Genomic DNA, 20,073 nt, shown 5'->3' on the forward strand with positions numbered 1-20,073 from the left:
CCCCAATCGCAGAGGAGCACGCCATCATGCGTACCGATCTGATTCGTAAGACCGCTCTGACCGCTGCTGGTCTGGCCTTCACCGGTGGTGCGATCGTTGGACCGATCACCGCCGCGTACGCCGCGGACGCGAAGCCCGCCGGCCAGACGCAGTCTGATCGCAAGCCTGCTGGTGAGCGTCAGCTGGGTGTGCGCTACGAGGCGCAGCCGAACTTCTACTACTGCGGGCCCGCCGCCGCCCGTAACGCCCTGAGCGTGCAGGGCAAGGACATCAGCGTCGACGCCATGGCCAAGGAGATGGGCACCACCGAGGCCGGCACCAACTCGATCAACGACATCACCCCGGTGCTGAACAAGGAGACCGGCAAGAACGACGCCTACCGGTCCGTGGAGATCAGCAGCCCGGATGCTGACGCCAAGCAGACCGACAAGCTGCGCGCCGACATCGTCAAGACCGTTGACGACGGCCGGGCCGTGGTCGCCAACATCGCCGGCACCACCACTGACACCGACGGTGGTATCCACTCGTTCGAGGGCGGGCACTACATCAGCGTCGTCGGCTACCGCGACAACGGTCAGATCGTGAAGATCGCCGACTCCGCCGACCCGAACACCGCCTCCTACGAGGTCACCGTCGAGCACCTCGCCGACTGGATCGCCACCCGCGGCTACGCCACCAGCTGACCACGACTGACACGAAGCGAAGGGCCGGACCCCACCACGGGGCCCGGCCCTTCGGCACGTCCAGGTCAGGTGTCGCTGTGGACGCGCGCCGGCTCGGTGTCGGGCGCCGAGGGCTCGGTGTCGGGCGCCGAGGGCTCGGTGTCGGGCGCCGAGGGCTCGGCGGCCTCCAGCCGATGGGCTCGTCGGCGCAGCCACCAGGTGCTGGCGAGGCCGGCGAGCACGGCGAGGACCAGCCCAGCCCAGGAGATGTCCTTGAGCCAGTGCTCGGCCGCCCGGCCCACGGTGAACAGCAGGTAGGTGGTGCCGAACGCCCAGACCAGCCCTCCGGCGGCGTTGGCCAGCAGGAACCGCCGGTACGGCACGTGCAGCGCCCCGGCGAGCGGCCCGGCCAGGATCCGCAGGAGTGCCACGAAGCGACCGAAGAACACGGCCCAGACTCCGTACCGGGCGAAGCTCTGTTCCGCGCGTGCAAGTTGGGCGGGGCCGAGATGGCGGGGGAAACGGCGACCCAGTCGGGCGAGCAGTGGACGGCCACCCCGGCGGCCCACGGCGTACCCGATGGAGTCACCGACGATCGCGCCGGTGGCCGCGGCGGTGGCCACCCACTCCGGTTCCACCACGCCGGTGGCGGCGAGCAGGGCGGAGCTGACCAGGACGATCTCGCCCGGCAGGGGCACGCCCATGCTTTCCACGCCGATCACCCCGCCGACGAGCAGGTAGACCGCGATCGGCGGCAGCGACTCGAGCCAGTGCTGGACATCGAACACGGTGACCCCTTCCGGCCGGCCTCGAACCCTACCTGTGGCGGTCCGATCGCAGGGTGCACCGCGGCAGCGTTCCGGTTGAGGTGGCACGACCCACGCCCCGCAGAGCGTCCTAGGAGGCTAGGGGTGGCGGTGGACCGTGGAGGGCGCCAGTCGGGTTGCAGAACTAGCAAGACGGACGTACGGTTTTGTTGAGAGCGGAATCGGCGGTAAGTGTCACCTAACCTCGGCGGCCCCCCGACCGGTGCGACAGACTGCTCAGGACTACTCACGGTCGCTGGTGTGAAGGAGTACGACGTGGCGAGCCTCGACACCTTCGGTGCGAAGACCCAGCTACGCGTCGGAGACGCGAGCTACGAGATTTTCAAGATCGACAAGGTGGACGGCCACGCCCGGCTGCCGTACAGCTTGAAGGTCCTGCTGGAAAACCTGCTGCGGACCGAGGACGGCGCGAACATCACCGCCGACCACATCCGTCAGCTCGGCGCGTGGGATTCCACCGCCGCCCCGAGCGTGGAGATCCAGTTCACCCCGGCGCGGGTGCTCATGCAGGACTTCACCGGCGTGCCCTGCGTGGTCGACCTGGCCACCATGCGCGAGGCGGTGCGAGACCTGGGCGGCGACGCCAGCAAGGTCAACCCCCTCGCCCCGGCCGAGCTGGTCATCGACCACTCGGTGATCGCCGACCTGTTCGGCCGCGAGGACGCGTTCGCCCGCAACGTCGAGCTGGAGTACGAGCGCAACAAGGAGCGTTACCAGTTCCTGCGCTGGGGCCAGACCGCGTTCAACGAGTTCAAGGTCGTCCCGCCGGGCACCGGCATCGTGCACCAGGTCAACATCGAGTACCTGGCCCGCACCATCATGGAGCGCAACGGCCAGGCCTACCCGGACACCGTGGTCGGCACCGACTCGCACACCACGATGGTCAACGGCCTGGGTGTGCTGGGCTGGGGCGTCGGCGGCATCGAGGCCGAGGCCGCGATGCTCGGCCAGCCGGTCAGCATGCTGATCCCCCGGGTGGTGGGCTTCAAGCTGTCCGGCGAGATGCCGGCCGGCACCACCGCCACCGACCTGGTGCTGACCATCACCGAGATGCTGCGCAAGCACGGTGTGGTCGGCAAGTTCGTGGAGTTCTACGGCCCCGGCGTGGGCGCCGTGCCGCTGGCCAACCGGGCCACCATCGGCAACATGTCCCCGGAGTACGGCTCCACCGTGGCGATCTTCCCGATCGACGCGGAGACGATCCGCTACCTGGAGCTGACCGGCCGCGACGCCGCTCAGGTCGCGCTCGTCGAGGCGTACGCCAAGGAGCAGGGCCTCTGGCACGACCCGGACGCCGAGCCGGACTACTCCGAGCGCCTGGAGCTGGACCTGGGCTCCATCGAGCCGTCGCTCGCCGGCCCGAAGCGCCCGCAGGACCGGGTGCCGCTGGGCGCCGCGAAGACGCTGTTCCGCTCCGCGCTGACCGACTACGTCGCGGACGACTCCGTCGGTGAGCGTGACCTCAAGCCGGGCGTACCCCGCGAGGAGCTTCCGCGCGGCGCGAATGGCCCGGCCGACGAGGCCAGCGCCGAGTCGTTCCCGGCCAGCGACCCGCCGGCCAACGAGTTCAGCGACCCGGCCGACGAGCCGCGCGACCTGGAGACCGCCGCGGTCGGTGCCGGCGGTCGCGCCAGCAACCCGGTCCGGGTCACCGGTGCCGACGGTGTCGAGTACGAGCTGGACCACGGCGCCGTGGTGATCGCCGCGATCACCTCGTGCACCAACACGTCCAACCCGCAGGTGATGATCGGTGCCGCGCTGCTGGCCCGTAACGCCGTCGACAAGGGCCTGACCAGCAAGCCGTGGGTGAAGACCACCCTGGCGCCCGGCTCGAAGGTCGTCATGGACTACTACGAGCGGGCCGGCCTCACGCCGTACCTGAACAAGCTCGGCTTCAACCTGGTCGGCTACGGCTGCACCACGTGCATCGGCAACTCGGGCCCGCTGCCCGAGGAGGTGTCCGCCGCGGTCAACGAGCACGACCTGTCGGTGGTCTCGGTGCTCTCCGGCAACCGGAACTTCGAGGGCCGGATCAACCCGGACGTCAAGATGAACTACCTGGCGTCCCCGCCGCTGGTGGTCGCCTACGCCCTCGCCGGCACGATGGACATCGACCTGGCCAACGAGCCGATCGGTGAGGACACCGAGGGCAACCCGGTCTACCTGCGTGAGATCTGGCCGAACAGCGCCGAGATCCAGGACGTCATCGCCCAGGCGATCGGCGCCACCGGGTTCAGCGCCGCGTACGCCGACGTCTTCGCCGGCGACGAGCGGTGGCAGTCGCTGCCCACGCCGACCGGTGACACCTTCGCCTGGGAGAACGACTCCACCTACGTGCGCAAGCCCCCGTACTTCGAGGGCATGCAGCAGGAGCCGAGCCCGGTCGTCGACATCGCCGGTGCCCGGGTGCTGGCCAAGCTGGGTGACTCGGTGACCACCGACCACATCTCGCCGGCCGGCTCGATCAAGGCCGACTCCCCTGCCGGCACGTACCTCGCCGAGCACGGCGTGCCGCGCCACGAGTTCAACTCGTACGGCTCCCGCCGGGGCAACCACGAGGTGATGATCCGGGGCACCTTCGCCAACATCCGGCTGCGCAACCAGCTGGTGCCCGGGGTGGAGGGCGGCTTCACCGTCAACCACCTCACCGGCGAGCAGACCTCGATCTACGACGCCTCCGTGGCCTACCAGGAGGCCGGCATCCCGCTGGTCGTGCTGGCCGGCAAGGAGTACGGCTCGGGCTCGTCGCGGGACTGGGCGGCCAAGGGCACGATGCTGCTGGGCGTCCGGGCGGTCATCGCCGAGTCGTACGAGCGGATCCACCGCTCCAACCTCATCGGCATGGGCGTGCTGCCGCTGCAGTTCCCGGTGGACGTCACCGCCGAGTCGCTCGGCCTCACCGGCACCGAGACGTTCACCATCACCGGGGTGACCGCGATCAACGACGGCGAGACCCCGCGCACCGTGCAGGTCAGCACCGACACCGGCGTGGAGTTCGACGCCGTGGTGCGGATCGACACTCCCGGTGAGGCGGACTACTACCGGCACGGCGGCATCCTGCAGTACGTGCTGCGCCGCATGATCGCCAACTGATCGCGTACGGCTGGTCGAAGGCCGCTCCCGCTCCGGCGGGGGCGGCCTTCGCCGTCCATGCCGAGGAAGGCTTGCGGTCAGAGCGGGAGCGCTAGGGCAGCCAGCCGTTAAACGCTCAGCGCAGCCGCAGCGCGACCGCACGGGCCTCCTCGTCGGTGAGGGGCAGGAACCAGAGGAAACGGCGGACGATGGCGACCGGATCGGGGCCGCCCGGCTGGCCGCGCAGGTCGCGGATCGCCCGGCGGGTGATCCGCGAGAACTCGGGGATCAGGGTCGCTCGGCGGGCGAAGTCCGTCGGGGTCGCTCGCATTGTGGGGCAGGGCCAGTCCTGACAGCAGGCGTCGCACGTCCAGAGCGGGCCGTCTGCGGTGTGCGCGACCGGCGGGCCGCACCGGGACCGCCAGCGTGATTCGGGTACGACGTTCGGCGCGCGACCAGGGCCACGGTACGGAGGATGCCGTGGCCCCGTCGGGCGGGGCAGGCTCGGCCTGACCGGTGGCGGGCCGCCCGTCGGCTTCGGGTGGTTCCGGGGCCTGTCCTCGGGCATTCGTGCTCCCTCCTCGACGCTGTCTCAACACACCCTGCCGAGAGTTGCCAGGCAATCACACCGCGTAGAACTATTTCCTTCCGACGTCTGGAACGTTCTGAAGGGCCTGGGAATGAATCGAGTCGTACAGGCGGCAATGGTCGAGAGGGGCCACACAGCGGACAGTCTTGCTGCTGAGATTGGTGTGGATCCGAAGACGGCCGCGAAGTGGGCGAGCACGGGACGAATTCCACAGACGCGTCATCGCGCCCGGGTCGCCGAGCTGCTCGGTCGGAATGTCGAAGAGCTGTGGCCGGACGTGTTGAAGCGCCGGACGCCGGCCTGGTTCCGGCCTTGGGCCGAGATCGAGCGTGAAGCGGTGTCGCTACGGTCGTTTCAGCTCGCGTGGATACCTGGCCTTCTTCAGACGAAGGCGTACGCGCTGGCGACGCTTGTCGGCGAGGCGTTGACGCCCGCCGAGGCCGACGATCTCGCCGAGGCTCGGCTGAGCCGGCAGGCCATCCTGCGACGGGAGCGCCCGCCCCTGCTCGTCGCAGTCCTCGACGAGCGAATCCTCCGGCGCACCCTCAATGGCGACCGAGCCATGATGCGGGAACAGTGCGAGCGGCTGACCGAGCAGGCCGCCCTGCCGAACGTGTCGCTGTTCGTCGTGCCCGCCGACGTCGGCATGTACCCGGGCCTCGGTGGACCGTTCACCGTCGCGGACATGCCGGACGGGGCGCGGGTCGCGCACGTTGACAGCCAGGCGCAGGCGCAACTCATCGACCGAGCGGCCGACGTTGCTACGCTGGATCGACGGTGGGAGCGCATTCGCGACGGCGCCCTGTCGCGTGCCCAGTCCCTCAATTTCATCAGAGAAGCGGCGGCATCATGGACCTGACCGGCGCTCGGTGGCGCAAGAGCACCAGGAGCGGCAACAACGGCGGTGACTGTGTCGAGGTGGCCGACAACCTCGCGGGCGTCATCGGCGTACGTGATTCCAAGGACCCGGCCGGTCCGACGCTCGCCTTCGACCCGACGGCCTGGGCCCGATTCGTGATGATGGCCAAGCGGGGCTGACCCCACTGCCTTACCCGGCGAGTTCGTTGGCCCGGTCGAGCAGCGCACGGCGTTCGGCGTCCGAGCCGACCATCGCCGCGGCCTCCCTGAACAGCGCGGCGGCCCGCAGCCGGTCACCCTGCCGGGCGACCAGATCGGCCCGCACCGCCACGGCGAGCGGGTTGCCGTCCAACCCTCCCCCGGCCTGCGCCGCGTCGAGCAGGCCCAACCCGGCGTACGGCCCGTACGCGTAGCCGTGCGCGACCGCGCGGTTGAGCGCGATCACCGGTGAGGGCCGGATGCCGATCAGCGCGTCGTAGGCCCGTGCGATCGCAGGCCAGTCGGTGGCGTCGGCGGACGGTGCGGTGGCGTGGCAGGCGGCGATCCGGGCCTGCCAGGCGTACGGCCCGTCGTGGCGTACCCGAGAAAGGGCGTCCAGACCCTCGGCGATGGCCACACGGTCCCACCGCGCGCGGTCCTGCCGTTCCAGGGTGAGCAGGTTGCCGGCGGCGTCCCGACGGGCGTCGCGGCGGGAGTGCTGGAACAGGAACAGCGCCAGCAGCGCGGCCACCTCGGACTGCTTCGGCATCAACCGGTCGAGCAGCCGGGCCAGCCGAACCGCCTCGTCGGCGAAGGCCGGCTCGCCGTCGACGACGTAGCCCCGGGTAAACAGCAGGTACAACACGGCGAGGACGCCGGGCAGCCGCTCGGTCAGCGCCGGCCCGCTGGGCACCCGGTATGGAATGCCGGCCTGCGCGATGCGGGTCCTGGCCCGGGTCAGCCGTCGGGTCATTGTCGACTCGTTGACCAGCAGGAGTCGAGCGATGTCGCCGGTCGGCACACCGCAGACGGTTCGCAGCGTCAGCGCCACCCGGGCGTCGATCGCCAGCGCAGGGTGGCAGCAGGTGAAGATCAGGCGCAGTCGGTCGTCCACCACGTCCTCCGGCACCTCCGGGTCGGGCTGCCCCTCGGGCGGCGTGAGCAGCGCAAGGTCGTGCAGCTTGCGGCGCTCCACAGTGGCCCGTCGCAGCACGTCGAGCGCCCGGTTGCGAGCCACCGTCATGAGCCAGCCGCCCGGGTTGGCCGGCACACCGTCGGCTGGCCAGCGCTCCAGTGCGACGGCCAGCGCCTCCTGGGCGCAGTCCTCGGCCAGCGCCCAGTCCCCGGTCACCCGGATCAGGGTCGCGACGATCCGGGGGTGCGCCTCGACGCTGGCGTCGCCGACGGCCTGCGCCGCCGCAGCCGCTACCGCGCCGGCCGGTGCGGGCGGGCGTACCGGCCGGCGCTGCGGTGTGGACAACTCGTCAGGCGGACAGGTCCGCGAACGGGCGCAGTTCCAGCCGCCCTTCGTGGGCCATCGGGTGCGTCCGCGCCACCTCGATCGCCTCGTCCAGGTCCGCGCAGTCGAGCAGGTCGAAGCCCACGATCACCTCCATGGTCTCCGCGAACGGCCCCTCGGAGACGAGCAGTTCACCGCCGCGTACCCGGACCGTGGTGGCCGCGGTGGTCGGAGCCAGCACGTTGCCGGTGAGGCGGCGACCACGGGCGTCGTTCTCCGCCACCCACTTGTGGATGTCGGGGAGTTCCGTCGGGTCGTTGTCCGGCTCGGTGTCGCTGCAAACGAACATCATGTACTTCATCTGGTCGCTCCCTGGTTTCTCGGGGTGTCGCCAGCATGACGTTCGGGCGGGAGCGTTCCGGACACCCTTCCGCAAAAAATCTCGGTCAGTTTCCTCCGGCGGCGCGGCGGCGGGCCTCGCGGGTCTTCATGGCGTGCTCCATCAGCGTGACGAGCACCTCCTTGCTGGACTCCCGCTGCCGGGCGTCGCAGAGCAGCACCGGCACACCCGGATCCAGGTTCAGCGCGGTCTGCACCTCGTCGAGCCGGTACGACCGGGCGCCCTCGAAGCAGTTCACCGCGACCACGAACGGCGTGCCCCGGCCCTCGAAGTAGTCGATCGACGGGAAGCAGTCGGCGAGCCTACGGGTGTCGGCCAGCACCACAGCGCCGATCGCCCCCAGTGCCAACTCGTCCCAGACGAACCAGAACCGGTCCTGGCCGGGCGTGCCGAACAGGTACAGCACCAGGTCGTCGCTGATGGTGATGCGGCCGAAGTCCATGGCCACCGTGGTGGTGGTCTTGCCTTCCACCCCGGACAGGTCGTCGATGCCGACCCCCGACTCCGTCAGCACCTCCTCGGTGCGCAACGGTCGGGTCTCGCTGACCGCGCCGACCATCGTGGTCTTACCCACGCCGAATCCACCTGCCACCAGGATCTTGATCGCGGTGGGCAGTGGGGGGGCTCCCGCCGGCCGGTCAGAGTGCCCGTAGTCCATTGATTACCGCCTCGAAGATGCTGTTGTCGGGAAGACCGGCCGTGGTCTGCGGCTCGCGGACCTGGACCAGGCTGCGGGCCGCCAGATCACCGAGGAGCACCCGAATGGTGCCCACCGGCAGGTCGAGATGGGCGGCTATCTCGGCGACGGACTGTATGCGCTGGCACAGCCCGATGATCGCCAGATGTTCCGGGCCGATACCGACCTCCGGCGTGACCTCGGCTCGGGTCGCGGTGACCAGGGAGATCAGGTCGAACGTGCCGGTGACGGGGCGGGCCCGACCGCGCGTCATGGCGTACGGGCGCACGACCGGACCCGCATGGTCGTCCACCCACTGATGGTCCGCTGCCTCACCCTGCACCGTCATGCCGCTACCTCTCGCTGGCCGGCTGCTCAGGTCCCCGGGACGGGGATGCGACGTACTTGCCGACGCGGGTGACGAGCATCGCCATCTCGTAGGCGATGAGGCCGACATCGGCCTCATCGGTGGCCAGCACCGCCAGACAGGCGTTGCGGCCGGCCGCGGTGACGAACAGGAACGACGACTGCATCTCGATGATGGTCTGCTGCACCTGCCCGCCACCGAAGCGCTTACCGGCGCCCCGGGCCAGGCTCTGGATCCCCGCCGCCATCGCTGCGAGGTGCTCGCCGTCGTCCCGGCTCAACCCTCGGGAGGCGGCCATCAACAGGCCGTCGCTGGAGAGGGCGACCGCGTGCTCCGCCTGTTTCACCCGGCCCACCAGGTCATCCAGCAACCACGTCAGGTCGGCACTCGAAGCCGTCTTCTGGGCCACTTCGTCGTCCTCTTCTCGCCCGGCGTTGTCGCCGTACTCGTCTGGGGTTGACCGTCACGCTGCGCGGAGACCGCATCACCGGCAGCCGGTCAGGTCACGTCCGGATTCTCGGTCGGCTCCGGCGTCGCTGCCGGTTGGGCGTCGGAGGCGCCTCCCAGCAGCCGCGCCGCGTCGGTCCGACCACGCCGCGTGCCGGTCTGGTAGGAACTCATCATCTTGCGCACCTGCTCCGGCTGGCGTACCACGTCGTCGTGGTCGCTCTCCGTCGCGGGCTCGTCGCGCAACTCCGGCGCAATGCTCGCCTGCCGGACCCGGACCGGCAGGCCCGCGTTCGTCCGGTCCGCCTCGGCACGCTCCGGTCCGGGCCTGTCGTCACCGTTAACGTCCGACTCCATGGGGTCCGTGCCGGCCGTCGGCCGGGCGCCGTTGACCGCGGGCAGGCCGGTGGGCAACGTCGGGCCCTCCAGGGCCGGCTGCCCCTGGGTACGCCGGACCCGCGTGGGCAGCTCCGGCGTCCCGGTGGCCGGCGTCCCGGTGGCCAGCGTCGTCCGCCGCCGGGTGGGCAACGCGTCCGCCTCGGCACCGTCGGCCTCATCCGTCCCGGTGGCGATCCGCGCCTCGGTCGTGACCTGCGGTGTGTCCGATTCGGGCGTTCCCGGTGCCGTCGGCCGCGCGGCCAGCGCCAGGGTGGCCGGGCGGACACTGTCGGAGGGGGCGGTCGGCCGCGCGGGCAGCGGGATCGCCGGCGAACCGGTCCGGATCCCGCCGGAGGTCTCCGAGTCCGCGGCCTCCGGGATCAGCTCCGCCGGGATCAGCACGACGGCCGTGGTGCCGCCGTACGCCGACTCCTTGAGCCGGACCCGCACGCCGTGCCGCTCGGTCAGCCGGCTCACCACGTAGAGCCCGAGCCGCGCGGCGTTGGCGAGGTTCAGCTCCGACTGGTCGACGATGCGGTCGTTCGCGGCGGCCAGGTCGTCCTCGCTCATGCCGAGGCCCCGGTCCTCGATCTCGATGGCGAAACCGTTGGCCACCAGCTGACCGCGAACCTCCACCGTGGTGTGCGGCGGGGAGAACGAGAGACCGTTCTCGATCAACTCGGCGAGCAGGTGGATGACGTCACCGACCGCACGGCCGGCCAGCGAGACCGGGCCGAGCGGCAGCACGTTGACCCGGGTGTAGTCCTCGACCTCGGCCACCGCGCCGCGCACCACGTCGACCATCGGCACGTTGCGCCGCCAGGCCCGGCCCGGAGTCGAGCCGGAGAGGACGATCAGGTTCTCCGCGTTACGCCGCATCCGGGTGGCCAGGTGGTCGACCCGGAACAGATCCTCCAGCTCCTCCGCGTCGTGCTCGCGCCGCTCCATCGCGTCCAGCAGGGTGAGCTGGCGGTGCACCAACGCCTGGGTACGCCGGGCCAGGCTGAGGAACACCTCGCGGACGTTGCGCCGCAGCTCGGCCTGCTCGACGGCGGTACGCAGGGCGGTCTCCTGCACCGCGTTGAACGCCTTGCCGACCTGGCCGACCTCGTTGTTGCCGAAATCGAGGGGCGGCGCCTCGGTGGCCACGTCGACCTCCTCGCCGCGACCCAGGCGCTCCACCACCCGGGGCAGCCGCTCGTCGGCGAGCTGCCAGGCTGCCTGGCGCAACCGTTCCAGCTGACGCAGCAGGGCCCGGGCCGTGGTGATCGAGACGACGATGGAGGCGATGACGGCGAGCAGACCGAGGCCGGCGGCGAGCACCAGCCGGATGACAACCCAGATCGCGACCGGGGTGGCCCGCTGGACCAGCGCGTCCCCACCGGCCAGCACGACGGCCTCCTGCTCCTCCAGAGCGGGAGCGAGGGCTGCCTGCCAGTCGTCGGCGGCGACCGGCAGAGGGGCGTTGGGTCGAGCGCTGGCGACCAGACGGTCCTCAAGCGCTTGGAGCTTGGTGAAGGCCGGCCCTTCGGTCATCTGGAGGTACCGCTGGCGGTCGGCCTCGGGCAGTTCGGCCAGGGCCTCGGAGACGAGGAACCGCTGCGCGCCCACCAGGTGTGCGAACTGGGCTGCCTCCTTGTCGCTGATTCGACCCGCCGCCGCGACGCCGGCGAAGAGGGCGTCCTCCTGCGACATCAGCTCACGCACGCGGAACAGCTGAGTGAGGGTGACGGTGTCCTTGGCGATCTGCTCGTCGTCGAGCTGACCCATGGCCCCGTAGACCCGGAAGAGCCCATCGAGGACCCCGGTGTACGCCGCCGCCGCGCCAGCCCGGTCCACCGTGCCGGCGACAACGGCCTCCCGCATCTGGCCGAGCCCATCCAGCCGGGTGATCACCGCGTCGATCCGCGTGATCAGTTCGTCGCTCGACGCGAATCGGGCGCGCCAGTTGCGGGACGCCTCGGCGAAGGCGGCGGACTCCTTCTCGCTGCGCTCGTGCTGGGCCTGCAACTGCTGCACCATGCCCGGGTCGCGACGTCCAAGGTAGGCCACCGACAACCGGCGCTCCCGCTGGAGCTCGGTGAACAGCGATTCACTGGGTTGGGCGACCTGCGCGTCAAGCGTCTGCACACCGAGCACGTTGAACCCGTCGCGCAGGGTCACCCACGCCGCGAACGCCCAGAGCGCGGCGAGTGAGACCAGCAGGGCCACAATCTTGGTGCGCAAACTTGCACTGCGGGAAGCCATCCCACCCGTCCCTCGACCGTTTCGATTGGCTGAATGAGCCCAGCCCCCGGCCCGGCGCACGCTAGCAGTGTCCGGAATTTCACTCAAGCGATGCAGTCCAGCGGCTTGCTGGCATATGGGCGGAACCGTTCACCCGTACCGCAGCCGCCGCCCGGGCAGCCACCACCGCAGCTCGTACGATCAGTACCGGATGGTAGAGGTCCTTGTCATGCCACAGTGGACTCTCAATGGCCTCATCTTGCATTGTGGACAGACGGTGAGCAGCGGCGACCGTTGCGTCACGAGTCGTGGATGACGGCGGCACTGCCAGCAACACCAGCAGGCCGTAGGCGGTCTCCTCCGCCGTGCCCTGCCATCGTCCCCACGAACCGTCGGCCCGCTGATTCTCGAGCACCCACGAGACGGCCCGCCGCAGCGCCGCGTCGGCCGACGGACCGCCGTACTCCCGCAGTGCGAGCACCACGCAGTAGGTGGCGTAGTAGGGCGAGGCGTGCCAACGGTCCGTCCATCGACCGTCGGCGTGTTGGTGGTCGATCAGCCAGCCGGTGAGCCGGCGCAGCACCGGTGCCGCGGCCGGGTCGTCGCCGCCGAGGCATCGCCCGAACGCCTCCAACACGTGCGCGTTCGTGGTCACCGACGCGCCGTCCTCGCCCTGCCAGGTGCCGAAGTGCTCCCCGGTGTCGAACCGCCGCAGGCACGTCGGATCGGTCGGGTGACCCAGGAGGGCCAGCGTGTAGAGCGTCACCGCCGTCGTGTCGGCGTCGGTGGGCAGCCCCGGCCCGGTGGCCGCACCGTCCGGCCCAAGGGCGTCGCGCAGCCCGATAACCAGTTGCGCCGGCGCCGTCGGGAGCACACCCGCCCGTGCCAGGGTGCTCAGCACCCACGACCGTTCGAACACGGTGATCGGTGTGGCACACGGAACCGCTCCGCCGTGCTCGCCGAGCGCCCGGGTCAGGTAGTCCAGCGCGGCGGATTGAGTACCGTCGGGGTCACCGAGCCACGCGGCGGTGGCGGCCGGCGAGGCTCCGACCGGGCCGGCGGCGGTGGCGGTGACACCTGCCGCTTGCCGGGCGGCCGGCCCGAGGATCTCCAGCGCGTGCAGCAGCTTGGGCGGAATCGGCCGACCGGATCCGACCAGCAGGCGTACCCGGTCGAGCCGCTGCCGATCCATGCCCGCGGGCATCGGCGGCGGGCCGACGCCTCGCCAGTGGGCCAACCACGTCGGCGGATCGGCGAGGTGGTCGGCGATCCGGTCGACCATTGCCGGGACGATCAGGTCGGCGGCCGGCAGGTCCGGCACGGGACAGGTCGAGGGGCCGGCCAGCCGGTCGAACAGCAGGCGTAGCGCCCTGTCGATCGCGTCGTGCACCGCCGCCGGGGACCAGCCCACCGGCTCGTCGTTCAGCGAGGCCGCGAGCAGCCCCTCCACGGCGCTCAGGGTGGGTACCAGGGCGTACCCTTCCGGCCCGCCCCAACCTCCGTCCGGCCGCTGCCTGGCGAGCAGGTACTGGATCCGGTCGGCGTGTCGGGGCAGCCAGGGTGCCAGGGAGACCAGACGGGCAGTCTCGTACGGCGACGCGGATGTGCGACCGGACGGGTGCTGGCTCAGCTCGGCAATCAGCTCGTCGACGGCGCGCGTCGACCCGGAATCCTTCGCCCCGCCGGGGTCCCGGGTCAGTGCCTCGGTGCTCACGACACACCCCAGAAGTCGGTGCTCCGGTAGAAGCCTGTGGTGTAGCCGAGCTGTCGGGTCAGGTATGCCGCCTCCCTCGGGCAGTCGGCCCGCAACTCGCCGAGCAGGTCGGTCGCCTCAGTGACCAGGCGCGCCAACTCCTGCTCCACCACTGCCCGGTCCTCCACCAGCATGATCGCGTTCAGGTCGTCCCAGCGGAGGTCCCGCTCGTAGGTGCTCAGGTCGTTGACCAGCCGAAGAGCACGTTGCACCGCGTCACTGGCGAGGACCAGCCGGTTGAGCCCCGCCTCCGTGTCGGCCCCGCCGGTGCGAATCCAGTGCACGACGTTCACGACGGTGCAGGCCAGGTTGTCCGCGTTGTTCAGGTACTCGGTGAGGGTGGGCCGCGGCTGGAGGTTGTCCCGCATCGCCGTCTTCCACTGCCACTCCTGCCGCATGGCGTGCAGGGTCCGCCGGGCCGCCGCCCGCCACGCCCCGCCCAGTTCGGCGAAGGCCGGCTCGGCGGCCAGGTCGGCGAGAAGATCGGCGAGGAGGTGACCCAGGGGGTCGTCTGTCGTCGCGGCCGCGCCGTCCGCGACGAGAAGCTGCTGGCGCACCAGTCGGTCGAGCGCGACGGCAGAGGTGGCCAGCCGGTCCACCTGCCAGTCCAGCGCGAACCCCCAGAGCACCGCCCGGTTGGTCAGACGCAGCTCGGCTGCCTCGCACCAGGGCGCGCTGAACGCGATGGCCAACGCGATGCTGCTGGTCAGAGCGCCATCGAAGGGCCCCTCGGCGAAGAGGTCCGGATGGGCGGCCAGGCACCGTTGCAGGTCACGTTGGCCCTGAGCGGCCAGGGCACAGACGCGCCCGTGCTCGGCGGCCTGTTGAAGTGCGTCCTCGACCACTTGTCGTTGTGCCACTCGTTAGGCCAGGGCCGGTTGCCGATGGGGGGTGAGCAGCAGCGGCACCCGTTCCCCTGGTCGGAGCGTCGCGGCGAGCCGCGGCGATGGCAGCCCGGGCGTGCAGAGCCGGTACCGGAAGCGGCTGAGCAGCGTCGCCACGATCAGTGGTGCCTCGACCTGGAAGAAGTACTGGCCGATGCACTGGTGGGCGCCGCCCCCGAACGGATAGTAGGCGTACCGGTGGGCGCGTCGGGGGGCGTCGGGGGCGAAGCGCTCCGGGTCGAAGACCGTCGGCCGATCCCAGAATCGTGCCAGCCGATGGGTCACGTACGGACTCAGGATGATCGTGTCACCGGCCCTGACCCGGGTGCCGCCGATGAGGTCGTCGGCGATCGCGGTCCGCGGCACCAACCAGCCGGATGGGTAGGCGCGGACGAGTTCGTCCAGCACCATCCGGGTGTAGCGCAGCTCGCCAAGCTGTTCGCGGCTGATCACGTCCCCGGGGCCGACCACACGATCAATCTCCGCGTAGAGCCGCGCGGCGACGTCGGGCAGTTGCTCCAGCAGCGGGAAGATCCAGGTGAGCGCCGTGTAGGTGGTCTCGGTGGCGGTCACGAAGATTGACACCAGATCGTCGCGTACCCGCTGGTCGTCGACCTTGTGGCCGTGCGCGTCACGGCCCCGGGCCAGCGACGCGACGAAGTCGTCGCCTCCGTCGTCGCGGGATCGCTCGGCACGGACCAACGGCAGGATGATGCTGTCGATGTTCCGGACCGCCCGCCGCAGTGCGCGGTCGCCGGGCATCGGCACGGCGTCCGGCAGGAACGGGATGAGCAGCCGGAAGCGCAGTGCGGTCGCCACGGTGTTCTGTTCCGCGACGATCCGCACACCGTCGGCGACGGGGATCTTGTCGCCGAAGAAGACCCGGATGACGGCCTGGCAGATGATCCTCGAGATCTCGCTGGCCGCGTCGACCGGTTCGCCGTTTCGCGCCGGGACGTTCAACTCGTCGACCGCATCGCTGATCGCCCGGCTCAGACCGTCCACCACCGAGTCGATCCGCTTCGCGGTGAAGTGCGGCTGGAGCCGTCGGCGACTCGCCTCCCAGTCCGGGCCTTCGGCGAGGATGCCGTCACCGGCGATCTTCTTGACCGACTTCCACAACATGCCGTCGCCGGCCCGCGTGTAGTTGGCGGCGTTGTCGCGCAGCACGTGCTGGACGTGTGCGGGCTCGACGACCAGGTACGGCCGGATAGTGCCCAGGTTGAGTTTGACGACCTGCCCGGGCGACGCGTCGGCAAGCCCGACCAACGTGCCCAGTGGGTCCCGGAGCAGCTTGGGAAAGGTGCGTCGCAGGGTGGCGACGTGCGGCTGGCGGTACGCGGGGGCGGTCGACTCAGCCATCTTTCACCTGCACGGATCCGTCCTTTCCGGCCGCACAGCGGGTTGCGCTCCGTGCTGCCTTGTTGATGGCGCGTGACCATCCGGGCGAGCATCCCATTCATGAAACTGCTTTGCCATGGGACAGATCTGGAGTATTTCTCGCGTTGAGGCGACGACGGCCGTGCCGGATCCGGGCCGTGTGGCCGACTCAAAAGATTGCGCAGGTGAAGCCCCACGTCGGGCGGCATGCGGGCCGACCTGGGGATGGGCGTGAAAAAGGCCACATTGACATGTTGCTGCCAGTATGGGGGGACTCACCGATCGTGGTCTGACCCCACTGTCGGCACACGAAGCCAGGCGCGTCATGGGGCGCTGTGCCAGGCTCAGGAGCATGGACGACAAGACCATCCTGAACCGGATCTCCGAACTGGTCGACGAGGAACACAAGCTGCGCGCGGACGCCCAGGCCCACGAGGCGGGCACCGAGGGCGAGGCCAGCGAGCGACTGCGCGCCCTGGAGGAATCCCTCGACCAGTGCTGGGACCTGCTGCGCCGTCGGCGGGCCGCCCGGGAGACCCACGGCGACCCGGACGCACAGGGCGAACGCCCCAAGCCCGAGGTGGAGCGCTACCTGCAATGACCGACGCGGCGGGTCGGGCGGTCCGACCGCCCGACCCGCTCTGATCAGCGGATGCCCGCCTCACGCAGCAACTCCCCGGTCAACGTGCCCGGGTCGACCTGCTCGGCGGGCAGACCCCGGGCCGCGAACCAGGTGCCGACCACCCGCACATCGCGGGCCAGGAACTCCGGCCCCTGCGGGTTCGCCACCACGTCGACCACCTGCGGCAGGTCGATAACGACCAGCCGCCCCTGGTGCACGAGCAGGTTGTACGGCGACAGGTCGCCGTGCGCGTAACCGGCCCGGGCCAGCACCCGCAGCGCCTCCACCAGCTGGGCCCACAGGTCGCGCAGCTCGGTCGGGCCGGGTCGCAGCTGGGCCAGCCGGGGCGCCGCCTCCCCCGACTCGGCGTCGCCGACGAACTCCAACATCAGCTCGGTGCCCTGCAGCTGCACCGGGTACGGCACGGCGATCCGGTCGTGCCCGGCACCGATCTCCCAAAGCCGGGCCAGGGCGTCGAACTCGGCCGCGGCCCACTGCCCGGCGATCATCTGTCGGCCGAACGCCGTCCGGCCGGCCATCGCCCGGTTCTCCCGGGACCGGCGCACACGACGGCCCTCCAGATAGCCGGCGTCCCGGTGGAACAGCCGGTGCTCGGGGTCACGGTAGCGTTTGACCGCCAGCAGGCAGGACCGGTCGGTGTCGGGCACCTCCCGGCGCACCAGGTGGACGTCCGCCTCCTTGCCGGTCTTGAGCACACCCAGCTCGGTGTCCCGGGCGGCCAGCTCGGTGACCAGCCATTCCGGGTGCGGCTCGGGCCCGTGCACGGCGTCGTCCCAGGACGACCAGCGCTCGCCGGTGTCGGGGTCCGCGGGCGGCTCGGTGGGCCGCCCGCGCTTCAGAAACTGTGATTCGTCGTCGTCAAAGCGGCTTTTGCCGCGGCTCCGGCGCTCAAGCGCCGGAAGGTCGTAATCGCGCACTGTGGTGAGGTTCCCTTGGTCGAGGCTGAGATAGGCAGCTGGAAGCGACCTGCGAAGACGGCCATGACCGACCTCCTCTCCACGACCGGGCCCACGCCCGGGATGCACGATGCGCTGACAATGCTCGCGGCCCCACGGCAGCCGGTCAACCGAATTACCGAGCCGCCGTCACGCGCTGTCGGGGCCAAGATCCGCACAACATCCCTGATGTTGGTGCCTCCAGGCGGCCCGGAGGCAGCATTATCAGGGAAACTGTGCGGATCTTGAAGCGACGCAAGGCGGCGCGGACGGCGTGACGCGGCGCGCGCCGCGGGCGTCAGCGGGCCAGGACTGTGGCGACCGCGGCGATCAACCCGTCCACCGTGTGGCTCGGCGCGAACCGGCCGTCGGTCCAGGTGCGCCCCCGGTGCAGCCAGACGCTGGGCAGCCCAACAGCGGCGGCACCGCCGATGTCCGCCTCCGGGCTGTCGCCGACCACCCAGGCGCCCCGCAGCGGCATCCGGACCCGCTGGGCGGCGAGCGCGAAGATCCGCGGATTGGGCTTGCTGACGCCGGCTTCCTCGGAGATCACCCAGTCCGCGACGTACTGGTCCAGGCCGGTCCGGCGAATCTTGGCGTCCTCGACGCGTACCGTGCCGTTGCAGACCACCACCGGCACCCAACCGGCGTCGTCGGCGATCCGCAGCGCGCAGGCGGTCAGCGGGTCGAGCCGGGTCTGCGCCACCACCCCGTCGTGCAGCTCCTCCACCAGGTCGATCGAGGGGATGCGCAGCTCGTAGCGGTCCCGGATGGCGTCGGCGAGATCCCAGCGGTCGGTCAGACCGTCGGCGTCGATCGAGAGCAGCCAGTCGATGTCGGTGTGGGGCGCGCCGATGCCGTCCAGGAAGCGCTCACCCCAGCGGCGGAACGGCCCGGCCCGATCCAGCAGGGTGTTGTCCAGGTCCAGCAGGAGCAGTGGCACTCGGGCACCCTATGGGACCGACGTGTTCGCCAACAGGTCCGGCGGGTATCCACCTGACGACGGGTTCAGCCGGACATCGACACCCGGGTGCCGCCCTGGTTCGGCAGGCGATCGGCGAGCATCGAATGGGCCACCCGGGTGGCCGCGAGCACGGCGGGATCCAGGGTCGCCACCAGCACCTCCGTGCCGTCGTCGGCGCCCCGGGCCAGCGCCCGGCCCTGCGGGTCGTAGATCGCCGCGCCGCCGTTGAACCGCCACGGGTCGACGCCGCCGACCGCGTTGGCGAAGACCACGAACATGGTGTTGTCCAGGGCTCGGGCGGCGTAGTAGAGGTCCCGGCGGTGCTCGGAGCCGGCCAGGTATCCGCTGGGGCACAGGTAGCCGTGCGCGCCGTCGAGGGCGGCGGCCCGGCCGTGTTCCGGGAAACAGCCGTCGTAGCAGATGCCCAGCCCGAGCCGCCAGTCGTCGACGAGCAGCGTGGCACCCCGGTCGCCCGCGCTGAACAGGTCGCGTTCGTCGCCCCAGAGCTGCTGCTTGTCGTACCCGACCCGCACCTCGCCGGCCCGGTCGATGACCAGCGCGGCAATGGTCCGCCGGCCGTCCGGGTGTCGGGCGGCGGCGCCGACCAGCGCGGTGACACCAGCCTCGCGCGCCGCGGCGCGCAGCGGGTCGAGCCGGGGATCCGCGACCGCACCGGCCGGGTCGGCCGCGACGTCCGTGCCGACCGGGTCGGCGGCAAGGCTCGGCGGGTGGTACGCGCAGAGGAACAGCTCCGGCAGGACGGCCACCCTGGCGCCCTGGTCGCCGGCTCGGCGGACCAGGTCGGCGGCGGTGACCGCGTTGCCGGCGACGTCACCCGGCGTCGGGGTGGCCTGAACGGTGGCCACGGTCAGCGGGGCGGTGGGCACGGTGTGCGGCGGGGTCACCAGGCGAGGGTAGTCGGCGATATCCCAAGCCGTACGTACGGTTTGCATGCCCTGGGTTGACCTGCGACGATCGACGCGTGCCCAGAGTAAGCCAGGACCAGCTCGACGCGCGTCGGCGGGAGATCCTCGCCGCTGCCCGGGCGTGTTTCGCCCGGCTCGGCTACGAGGGGGCGACCGTACGCCGCCTCGAGGAGGCCACCGGCCTGTCCCGCGGCGCCATCTTCCACCACTTCCGGGACAAGGACTCGCTCTTCCTGGCCGTCGCCGAGGACGACGCCGCGGCCATGGTCGAGACGGTGGCCCGCAACGGCCTGGTGCAGGTGATGCGCGACCTGCTCGCCCGCGCCGTCTCACCGGACACCACCGGTTGGCTGGGCAGCCAACTGGAGGTGTCCCGCCGCCTGCGCACCGACCCGGCGTTCGCCCGTCGATGGGCCGAGCGGTCCGCCGCTATCGCCGAGGCGACCCGGGACCGGCTGGCCCGCCAGCGCGACGCCGGGGTGCTGCGCGAAGACGTCCCCATCGACGTGCTGGCCCAGTTCCTGGAGCTGGCCTACGACGGCCTGGTGCTGCACCTGGCCATGGGCCGACCGGCCGGTGACCTGGGCCCGGTGCTCGACCTGGTCGAGGAGGCGGTCCGCCGCCACTGACCGCCCGTACACCCGACTG

Annotated in this window: 20 protein-coding genes; 6 read left to right on the plus strand and 14 right to left on the minus strand. The window is 70.9% G+C overall.

The annotated features are described in order from the left end of the window. The first annotated feature begins 26 nt into the window (after positions 1–26). Positions 27–683, plus strand: coding sequence for a C39 family peptidase (locus FBZ33_RS21110; protein WP_141910407.1), 657 nt, complete (start codon positions 27–29; stop codon positions 681–683). A 65-nt stretch (positions 684–748) separates the two neighbouring features. On the opposite strand, the gene FBZ33_RS21115 is transcribed toward FBZ33_RS21110, so the two are convergent. Beyond that, entirely contained in the window at positions 749–1,450 is a 702-nt protein-coding gene (locus tag FBZ33_RS21115; protein ID WP_141910408.1) for a DedA family protein, read from the minus strand. Between the two features lie 279 nt (positions 1,451–1,729). Between FBZ33_RS21115 and FBZ33_RS21120 the strand changes: the two genes are divergently transcribed. Beyond that, positions 1,730–4,582 (plus strand): aconitate hydratase, encoded by a 2,853-nt coding sequence (locus tag FBZ33_RS21120; protein ID WP_141910409.1) that lies wholly within the window; start codon positions 1,730–1,732, stop codon positions 4,580–4,582. A gap of 115 nt (positions 4,583–4,697) precedes the next feature. Here FBZ33_RS21120 and FBZ33_RS21125 read toward each other — a convergent pair whose 3' ends face one another. Next, positions 4,698–4,892, minus strand: a complete 195-nt coding sequence (locus FBZ33_RS21125; protein ID WP_231927096.1) for a hypothetical protein — start codon at positions 4,890–4,892, stop codon at positions 4,698–4,700. A gap of 349 nt (positions 4,893–5,241) precedes the next feature. Between FBZ33_RS21125 and FBZ33_RS21130 the strand changes: the two genes are divergently transcribed. Beyond that, the gene (locus FBZ33_RS21130) at positions 5,242–6,009 is read left to right on the plus strand and encodes a DUF5753 domain-containing protein (protein ID WP_141910410.1); all 768 of its coding nucleotides are present in this window, start codon (positions 5,242–5,244) and stop codon (positions 6,007–6,009) included. Continuing rightward, positions 6,000–6,188 carry a DUF397 domain-containing protein gene (locus FBZ33_RS21135; protein WP_141910411.1) on the plus strand — a complete coding sequence of 63 codons (189 nt, stop codon included), beginning with the start codon at positions 6,000–6,002 and terminating at the stop codon, positions 6,186–6,188. The genes FBZ33_RS21130 and FBZ33_RS21135 overlap by 10 nt, the downstream gene beginning before the upstream one ends. A 10-nt stretch (positions 6,189–6,198) precedes the next feature. Here the strand turns inward: FBZ33_RS21135 and FBZ33_RS21140 are convergent, their stop codons facing one another. The 9 genes from FBZ33_RS21140 to FBZ33_RS21180 all read right to left on the minus strand — a co-directional run bounded on the left by FBZ33_RS21140 (position 6,199) and on the right by FBZ33_RS21180 (position 15,939). Beyond that, positions 6,199–7,467 carry an RNA polymerase sigma factor gene (locus FBZ33_RS21140; protein WP_141910412.1) on the minus strand — a complete coding sequence of 423 codons (1,269 nt, stop codon included), beginning with the start codon at positions 7,465–7,467 and terminating at the stop codon, positions 6,199–6,201. A 4-nt stretch (positions 7,468–7,471) separates the two neighbouring features. Further along, entirely contained in the window at positions 7,472–7,807 is a 336-nt protein-coding gene (locus FBZ33_RS21145) for a YciI family protein (RefSeq protein WP_088949210.1), read from the minus strand. Positions 7,808–7,892: 85 nt separating this feature from the next. Further along, positions 7,893–8,504: an ATP/GTP-binding protein gene (locus FBZ33_RS21150; RefSeq protein WP_088949211.1), complete on the minus strand. Its 612-nt coding sequence runs from the start codon at positions 8,502–8,504 to the stop codon at positions 7,893–7,895. Beyond that, positions 8,485–8,871, minus strand: a complete 387-nt coding sequence (locus FBZ33_RS21155; RefSeq protein WP_088949212.1) for a DUF742 domain-containing protein — start codon at positions 8,869–8,871, stop codon at positions 8,485–8,487. Before FBZ33_RS21155 ends, FBZ33_RS21150 begins: the two co-directional genes overlap by 20 nt. A gap of 4 nt (positions 8,872–8,875) precedes the next feature. Beyond that, positions 8,876–9,298 carry a roadblock/LC7 domain-containing protein gene (locus tag FBZ33_RS21160; protein WP_141910413.1) on the minus strand — a complete coding sequence of 141 codons (423 nt, stop codon included), beginning with the start codon at positions 9,296–9,298 and terminating at the stop codon, positions 8,876–8,878. 89 nt (positions 9,299–9,387) lie between these two features. Then, the gene (locus FBZ33_RS21165; RefSeq protein ID WP_141910414.1) at positions 9,388–11,961 is read right to left on the minus strand and encodes a nitrate- and nitrite sensing domain-containing protein; all 2,574 of its coding nucleotides are present in this window, start codon (positions 11,959–11,961) and stop codon (positions 9,388–9,390) included. A 79-nt stretch (positions 11,962–12,040) separates the two neighbouring features. Next, a complete protein-coding gene (locus FBZ33_RS21170) occupies positions 12,041–13,654 on the minus strand; it encodes a prenyltransferase/squalene oxidase repeat-containing protein (protein WP_141910415.1) in 1,614 nt (537 codons plus the stop codon). After that, positions 13,651–14,553 carry a terpene synthase gene (locus FBZ33_RS21175; RefSeq protein ID WP_255508998.1) on the minus strand — a complete coding sequence of 301 codons (903 nt, stop codon included), beginning with the start codon at positions 14,551–14,553 and terminating at the stop codon, positions 13,651–13,653. The genes FBZ33_RS21170 and FBZ33_RS21175 overlap by 4 nt, the downstream gene beginning before the upstream one ends. Positions 14,554–14,556: 3 nt before the next feature. Continuing rightward, positions 14,557–15,939 carry a cytochrome P450 gene (locus FBZ33_RS21180; protein WP_141910416.1) on the minus strand — a complete coding sequence of 461 codons (1,383 nt, stop codon included), beginning with the start codon at positions 15,937–15,939 and terminating at the stop codon, positions 14,557–14,559. Positions 15,940–16,309: 370 nt separating this feature from the next. Between FBZ33_RS21180 and FBZ33_RS21185 the strand changes: the two genes are divergently transcribed. Continuing rightward, positions 16,310–16,558: a DUF2630 family protein gene (locus tag FBZ33_RS21185; protein WP_088949218.1), complete on the plus strand. Its 249-nt coding sequence runs from the start codon at positions 16,310–16,312 to the stop codon at positions 16,556–16,558. A 44-nt stretch (positions 16,559–16,602) separates the two neighbouring features. Here FBZ33_RS21185 and FBZ33_RS21190 read toward each other — a convergent pair whose 3' ends face one another. The 3 genes from FBZ33_RS21190 to FBZ33_RS21200 form a co-directional block, all read right to left on the minus strand. Beyond that, on the minus strand, positions 16,603–17,517 hold the full coding sequence (locus FBZ33_RS21190) for a serine protein kinase RIO (protein WP_141910417.1): 915 nt from the start codon (positions 17,515–17,517) through the stop codon (positions 16,603–16,605). A 316-nt stretch (positions 17,518–17,833) separates the two neighbouring features. Further along, complete coding sequence (locus FBZ33_RS21195; RefSeq protein ID WP_088949220.1) at positions 17,834–18,478, minus strand: HAD family hydrolase; 645 nt, start codon at positions 18,476–18,478, stop codon at positions 17,834–17,836. Between the two features lie 65 nt (positions 18,479–18,543). After that, positions 18,544–19,404 (minus strand): carbon-nitrogen hydrolase family protein, encoded by an 861-nt coding sequence (locus FBZ33_RS21200; RefSeq protein ID WP_255508999.1) that lies wholly within the window; start codon positions 19,402–19,404, stop codon positions 18,544–18,546. A gap of 77 nt (positions 19,405–19,481) precedes the next feature. Here FBZ33_RS21200 and FBZ33_RS21205 point away from each other — a divergent pair, with 77 nt between their 5' ends. Continuing rightward, positions 19,482–20,054, plus strand: coding sequence for a TetR/AcrR family transcriptional regulator (locus tag FBZ33_RS21205; RefSeq protein ID WP_088949222.1), 573 nt, complete (start codon positions 19,482–19,484; stop codon positions 20,052–20,054). Positions 20,055–20,073: the final 19 nt, after the last annotated feature.

This window comes from Micromonospora sp. A202 (genome assembly GCF_006715105.1).
Classification (GTDB): domain Bacteria; phylum Actinomycetota; class Actinomycetes; order Mycobacteriales; family Micromonosporaceae; genus Micromonospora; species Micromonospora zamorensis.

What these genes read in the sequence shown, in the direction of transcription:
- FBZ33_RS21185 (WP_088949218.1), top strand. Translation starts at nt 16,310, where the DNA reads ATGGACGACAAGACCATCCTGAACCGGATCTCCGAACTGGTCGACGAG.
- FBZ33_RS21130 (WP_141910410.1), top strand. Translation starts at nt 5,242, where the DNA reads ATGAATCGAGTCGTACAGGCGGCAATGGTCGAGAGGGGCCACACAGCG.
- FBZ33_RS21145 (WP_088949210.1), bottom strand. Translation starts at nt 7,807, where the DNA reads ATGAAGTACATGATGTTCGTTTGCAGCGACACCGAGCCGGACAACGAC.
- FBZ33_RS21155 (WP_088949212.1), bottom strand. Translation starts at nt 8,871, where the DNA reads ATGACGGTGCAGGGTGAGGCAGCGGACCATCAGTGGGTGGACGACCAT.
- FBZ33_RS21135 (WP_141910411.1), top strand. Translation starts at nt 6,000, where the DNA reads ATGGACCTGACCGGCGCTCGGTGGCGCAAGAGCACCAGGAGCGGCAAC.
- FBZ33_RS21165 (WP_141910414.1), bottom strand. Translation starts at nt 11,961, where the DNA reads ATGGCTTCCCGCAGTGCAAGTTTGCGCACCAAGATTGTGGCCCTGCTG.
- FBZ33_RS21110 (WP_141910407.1), top strand. Translation starts at nt 27, where the DNA reads ATGCGTACCGATCTGATTCGTAAGACCGCTCTGACCGCTGCTGGTCTG.
- FBZ33_RS21150 (WP_088949211.1), bottom strand. Translation starts at nt 8,504, where the DNA reads ATGGACTACGGGCACTCTGACCGGCCGGCGGGAGCCCCCCCACTGCCC.
- FBZ33_RS21125 (WP_231927096.1), bottom strand. Translation starts at nt 4,892, where the DNA reads ATGCGAGCGACCCCGACGGACTTCGCCCGCCGAGCGACCCTGATCCCC.
- FBZ33_RS21180 (WP_141910416.1), bottom strand. Translation starts at nt 15,939, where the DNA reads ATGGCTGAGTCGACCGCCCCCGCGTACCGCCAGCCGCACGTCGCCACC.